The 5357-nt window shown below is 75.9% G+C and carries 7 protein-coding genes; 3 read left to right on the forward strand and 4 right to left on the reverse strand.

Going from position 1 to position 5357, the window contains the following annotated elements; translation table 11 throughout:
* Positions 1–729 (forward strand): N-acetyltransferase (locus I4I78_RS29780; protein WP_218614836.1); only part of this gene is annotated, 729 nt, incomplete at its 5' end.
* Positions 730–757: 28 nt separating this feature from the next.
* On the opposite strand, the gene I4I78_RS29785 is transcribed toward I4I78_RS29780, so the two are convergent.
* From I4I78_RS29785 to tsaD, 4 genes are read right to left on the reverse strand one after another with little or no spacing between them, the layout of a single operon-like run.
* Entirely contained in the window at positions 758–1588 is an 831-nt protein-coding gene (locus I4I78_RS29785) for a hypothetical protein (RefSeq protein ID WP_308252439.1), read from the reverse strand.
* Positions 1585–2004, reverse strand: a complete 420-nt coding sequence (locus I4I78_RS29790; RefSeq protein WP_218614837.1) for a hypothetical protein — start codon at positions 2002–2004, stop codon at positions 1585–1587. The genes I4I78_RS29785 and I4I78_RS29790 overlap by 4 nt, the downstream gene beginning before the upstream one ends.
* Positions 2001–2906 carry an N-acetyl-1-D-myo-inositol-2-amino-2-deoxy-alpha-D-glucopyranoside deacetylase gene (gene mshB, locus I4I78_RS29795; RefSeq protein ID WP_218614838.1) on the reverse strand — a complete coding sequence of 302 codons (906 nt, stop codon included), beginning with the start codon at positions 2904–2906 and terminating at the stop codon, positions 2001–2003. Before mshB ends, I4I78_RS29790 begins: the two co-directional genes overlap by 4 nt.
* Before the next feature lie 9 nt (positions 2907–2915).
* Positions 2916–4031, reverse strand: a complete 1116-nt coding sequence (tsaD, locus tag I4I78_RS29800) for a tRNA (adenosine(37)-N6)-threonylcarbamoyltransferase complex transferase subunit TsaD (protein ID WP_218614839.1) — start codon at positions 4029–4031, stop codon at positions 2916–2918.
* Between the two features lie 26 nt (positions 4032–4057).
* On the opposite strand from tsaD, the gene I4I78_RS29805 reads away from it, so the two are divergent.
* Complete coding sequence (locus tag I4I78_RS29805) at positions 4058–4609, forward strand: MarR family winged helix-turn-helix transcriptional regulator (RefSeq protein WP_218614840.1); 552 nt, start codon at positions 4058–4060, stop codon at positions 4607–4609.
* Positions 4606–5357 (forward strand): MFS transporter (locus I4I78_RS29810; RefSeq protein WP_218614841.1); only part of this gene is annotated, 752 nt, incomplete at its 3' end. The genes I4I78_RS29805 and I4I78_RS29810, both read left to right, overlap by 4 nt.

A 5357-nucleotide genomic window follows, 5' to 3' on the forward strand; every position in this document is an offset into this window, starting at 1 on the left:
CGCGCGGCGGGCGGGTTCACCCACCGGGCGAACTCCGCGCTGGCCGCGGCCGACCCGGGCATGTCCGTGCCGGACGCCCTGGCCGAGGTGCGGGCGTTCGCCGCCGAGCACGGGATCGCGCCGGTCGTGGCTGCCCCGGAGGGCTCGCCGTGGTCGAACCGGGTACGGGAGGCCGGCTGGGTGCTCGAGGCCGGACGTGCGGAGGGTTCGGAGGTGGCGACGCTGGTCGCGGACCTGGACGGGCTCGCGCGGGCAGGCGCCCCCGGCGGTGGCTTCGGAACTGGCGTCGGCACCACGTTCACCGCCGTGCCGCCGGCCGCGTGGTGGGACCTGTTCGGGGAGACCCCGGACGACCCGGTCGCCGCGACGCGGGATGCGGTGCTCGTCCCCGGACCGGACGGGCCGGAGTCCGGCTTCGGCCTGGCCCGCCGCGGCGGTCCGGAGAACGAGGCCGGGGGCGGGCCGGCGCTCGGCGCGGTCCGGGCGACCGTCGTGGCCGACCACCTCTACCTGTCCCGGCTGCACACCGACCCCGCGGCGCGGCGCACCGGCGTCGCGGCCCGGCTGACCGCGGACGCCGCCGCGTGGGGCCTGCGGCGGGAGGCCCGGTTCGCCGTGCTGCAGGTCGCGCTGCACAACGAGGCGGCCCGCGCCCTCTACGCCCGGCTGGGCTGCACCGAGCACCACCGCTACCACTATCTGGTGCCCGGGCCGGACGCATCGGCCTGAAACCGCACGCCACCGGTCAGGCGCCCGGTCAGGACTGGGCGAGCCCCCGGCGGGTCAGCCACAGGCGCCCGGCCCGGGCCGAGCGCTTGAGACCGGACCACTCCCCCAGGTACTTGCCCAGCACCCCGACGACGGGCAGCAGGCCGAGCCACTCGTGGTAGAAGCGGCCGTGCGGGCGCTTGTCCAGCTCGTCCTCGACCGACCACAGTGCCCGGCCGAGACGCCATACCGCGGATCCGACCCGGCGCAGCGTCGTCCCGGCGCCGCGCCCTCCGCCGTGCAGGTCGCCGGTCAGCTCGGCCGCCTTCGCGTCGGCGGCGGCGTCGTCCTCCGCGCTCAGGTTCTCGACCGGGGCGATGTCGCGCCGGAACAACACCGAGGCGAGCAGCGAGACGAGCTGGCGCTCCTCGCGGACGCCGTGCTCGCCGGCCACGGCCACCAGCAGCAGCCCCTGCCCGGCCGCGCCCACCGCCGCCGACACCGGCAGCGTGCGGGCCAGCGCGCCCCCGAGACCCGGGATGGCGGCGATCAGCGTGGTGAAGCGACCGACCCGGTAGACCCACCAGTGCTCGCGCTGCTCGACGTCCATCGCCGCCCAGGCCGACGTACCCGGCACCTGCACCGACGCGAGCGCGTCGAGGATCTTGTCGGAGAGCGTGCGCTCCTCCGGCTCGACCTCGGTGCCGGCCACGGCGTCCGGGCCGACGCGGGACCGCAGCCCGAACGGGTCGGTCTCGCGCAGCCCGTCGAGCACCGGCCGGGTGGCCCGGACGAACGGGCGCAGGATGGTGACGATCGCGTCGTCGCTGATCGGGCCCCTGCTGGTCGAACCGCTACCGGTCGGGCCGTTCTCGCTCACGGTCGCGCCTTCCTGGTGGTCGTCGCCGGACCGGTCCCGGCGCCGGGGCGTGCCCCCGCAGCCTCCCCGGCCAGGCGGTCGACCGCCCGCCGGAAGCAGACCATGCCGACGGCGACGCCGGTGAACAGCAGCAGCAGCGTCTGCCAGCTCAGCGGCAGCAGCATGTCCCCGCCGGGGCCGAAGGCACCCACGACGGCCGTGGTCAGGAACCAGACCAGGATCGGCGCGGCAGCACCGCCGGCACTCGGCAGTTCGGCGACCGTGGCGCGGACCAGCCACGGCATCGTCAGCAGGATCATCAGCGTCCCCGCCGGTACCGGCACCGGGCCGATGTAGAGCGACTGGAACATCAGCTCCAGCACCGCCAGCAGGATCGAGATCACCAGCAGCGCCAGCAGCATCGGTGTGCGGGTCACGGGTCGATCCCTTCGAACAGGTCGGTCTCGGCCCGGCCGTGCCGCTCGGTCAGGTAACCGGGGCCCGCCCCGGCGAGCACGAACTCCTCGACCCCGAGCATCGGCTGGGCCACCTCGTTGCTCATCGCGTAGACGACGAACCCGGGGTCGGCCGGGTCGTCCCAGACCGAGATCTGGGTGGCGTGCGCCCGCATCGCGGCGACCCGCGCGGCCCGCGCCGGCGAGACGTCGATCCGGGTGGTGACCTCGGTGTCGGCGACGCTGGGCAGCTCGTCCGGGCCGGGCTCGGTGAACGGGAGCCCGGACCGGCCGGTGAGCCGGGCGATCCCGGCGTCGAGCTCGGAGCGGGACTGCACGGCGTAGTACAGCTTCGCGACGACGTCCGGCCGGGCCGCGGCGGCGGCCGCGCAGATCTCGTGCACGCGCACGTGGTCCGGGTGCCCGTACCCGCCGTCGTCGGCGTAGCCGACCAGCACCTGCGGGCGCACCTCGTCGACGATCTCGAGCAGCTGGGCGAGCTGGGTCCCGAACGGCTCCGGCGCCGCGAACGCGCGCGGGTGCAGCTGCGGCGGGAGCGCGGCGCGGGTGCCGTGCCCGGCCAGCACCATCCCGCTGTCGCGCCACCGGCCGGTGCCGCCGAGGAACCGGTGCCGCGGCGACCCGAGTGCGGTGAGCGCGTCCGCCAGCTCGCCGATGCGGTAGCCGCCGAGCTGGTCGGCGCGGTCCGGGGCGAGCCCGGCCAGCTCCGGCGGGATCACCTCGCCCTCCTCGCCGAGCGTCGCGGTCACGACCGTGACGTCGGTCCGCGGATCGGCCGCGTAACGCGCGATCGTGCCGCCGGTCGTGAGCGTCTCGTCGTCCGGGTGGGCGTGGACGAGGAGCAGTCGTCGGTCGGCGGGCACCCGCGGAGCTTACGAGGTGATCTCCGCCGGCAGCGGGACGGGGACGAGCGCACCGGTCAGCTCGACCGACGGGACCGCGGTCGACGCCAGCCCGGCGGGTGCGACGTCCGCCCGCACCAGCAGGTCACCCAGCGCGGCGATCATGGCGCCGTTGTCGGTGCACAGCCGAGGGACGGGGACCCGCAGCGTGATGCCGGCGGCCGTGCAAGCCGCCTCCATCCCGTCGCGCAGGGCCCGGTTCGCCGCGACCCCGCCGACCATCAGCAGGGTGTCGGCCCCCTGCTCGCGGCACGCGCGCACGGCCTTGCGCACCAGCACGTCGACCACCGCCTGCTGGAACGACGCCGCGACGTCCGGCACGGCGACCGCACGGCCGCCGTCCTGCGCGGCCTCGACGTGCCGGGCCACGGCGGTCTTGAGACCGGAGAAGGAGAAACCGAACGGGGCGTCGCGCGGGCCGGTCATCGGGCGCGGGAACGCCACCGCGTGCGGATCACCCTCGAGCGCGGCCTTCGAGATGGCGGGGCCGCCCGGGTAGGGCAGGCCGAGCAGGCGGGCGACCTTGTCGAAGGCCTCGCCGGCGGCGTCGTCGACGGTGTCGCCGAGGTGCACGACCGGGTCGAGGGCCAGGTCGCCGATCGAGAGCAGCGACGTGTGCCCGCCGGAGACGATCAGCGCCACGCAGCGCGGGGGCAGCGGCCCGTGCTCGAGGACGTCGACGGCGGCGTGCCCGGCCAGGTGGTGCACGCCGTGCAGCGGCACCCCGAGTGCGGTCGCGTACGCCTTGGCCGCGGCCACGCCGACGTGCAGCGCGGGCGAGAGGCCCGGCCCCGCCGTCACCGCGACGGCGTCGACGTCCGACAGCGCCACCCCGGCCCGCTCGACGGCCATCCGCACCATCGGCACGACGGCGCTGACGTGCGCCCGCGCGGCCACCTCCGGCACGACCCCGCCGAAGCGCGCGTGCTCGTCCGCGCTGGAGGCGAGCCCGTCCCCGAGCAGCACCCCGTCGGCGACGAGACCGGCCCCGGTCTCGTCGCAGGACGTCTCGATCCCCAGCACCAGCGACACGCCGACCAGTGTTCCACCGGCCCGTCCGGGCGCGCAGGCAGCCGGGCGACACATTGCATCAGCGCTGTTACATTAGCGCTGTGACATCTTCGGAACCGGGTTCCACCGGCGAGGACCCGACGCTCGAGAGCGCGCTGAAGCCGTTGAAGCAGCTCCTCGACGGGCTCAACGACGAGATCGCCCGCCTCTACGCCCGCGAGGGCGTCACGGGTGTGCGGCCGCGGTTCACGATGGCGCTGATCCGCCTGCACCACCGCGGCCCGATGTCGGTGAAGGCACTCGCCGCGGAGATCGACGTGACGCACTCGGCGATGAGCCAGACCGTGACCGCACTGCGCGGCGAGGGGCTCGTCGAGACCGCGCCCGGCCCGGACGCACGGACCCGACTGGTCTCGCTGACCGGGCAGGGCCGCGACCTGGTCCCCTTCCTGGAGGCCGAGTGGCGGGCGACGGAGCGGGCGTTCGCCGGGCTACAGGCGGAGCTGTCCCAACCCCTGCAGCGCTGGATCGACGACATGGAGACCGCCCTGCGTCGCCGCGCCTTCCTCGACCGCATCACCGACGAGCTCGACCACCCCGGGCCCGACAGCCCCCGACCCGACCTCTCCGGCCCCGACCGCCCCGGGCAATGAACCTCCTGGACCGGCTCCTGGACCGGCGACCTCTGCGACACCGCGACTTCCGTCTGCTGTGGATCGGGACGACGGCGCAGATGCTCGGCGGCCGGGTCGCCGTCGTCGCGGTGCTCGTCGACGTCTGGGAGCTCACCCGCGACCCGCTGAGCGTCGGTGCGATCGGGCTGGTCACCGGCGTCGCAACGGCGGTGTTCGGGCTGGTCGGCGGCACGCTCGCGGACACCGTCGACCGGCGCCGGCTGGTGCTCGTGACGAGCACCGGGGCCGTCCTCGCGGCCGTGCTGCTGGCCACGCAGTCCGCGACGGGCGTCGGGTCGGCGGTCCTGGTGCTGGGGCTGGTCGGCGCGCAGACGGCGTGCGGCTCCCTGGGCTGGTCGGCCCGGCGCACGTTCCTCGCCACGTTGCTTCCGGCGGGGCAGGTTCCGGCCGGGGTCGCGTTGAGCCACCTGAGCGCGCAGGCCGCGACGCTGGTCGGCCCCGCGCTGGCCGGGCTGGTGATCGCACGGTGGGGCACCGGTGTCGCCTACGGCACGGACGCGGTGCTGATCGCGATCTCACTGCTCGGCGTCGCCCGGCTACCGCGGAGCCGGCCGTCGGCGCCGGGTGGAGCGGCAGGCGGACCGGCGGAGGGACCGGCGAGAGGCGAACCGGCGGGGAGCGGCACGCCCGTCGCGGCCGGGTTCCGCGCGGCGGCCGACGGCCTGCGGTTCGTCCGCCGCCGCCCGGTGCTGCGCGGCGCCCTAGC

The sequence above is a fragment of the Pseudonocardia sp. KRD291 genome, assembly GCF_019263595.1.
In the GTDB taxonomy this organism is placed as follows: domain Bacteria; phylum Actinomycetota; class Actinomycetes; order Mycobacteriales; family Pseudonocardiaceae; genus Pseudonocardia.

Coding starts and splice junctions, on each gene's coding strand:
- tsaD (WP_218614839.1), bottom strand. CDS start 4,031: ATGTGTCGCCCGGCTGCCTGCGCGCCCGGACGGGCCGGTGGAACACTG.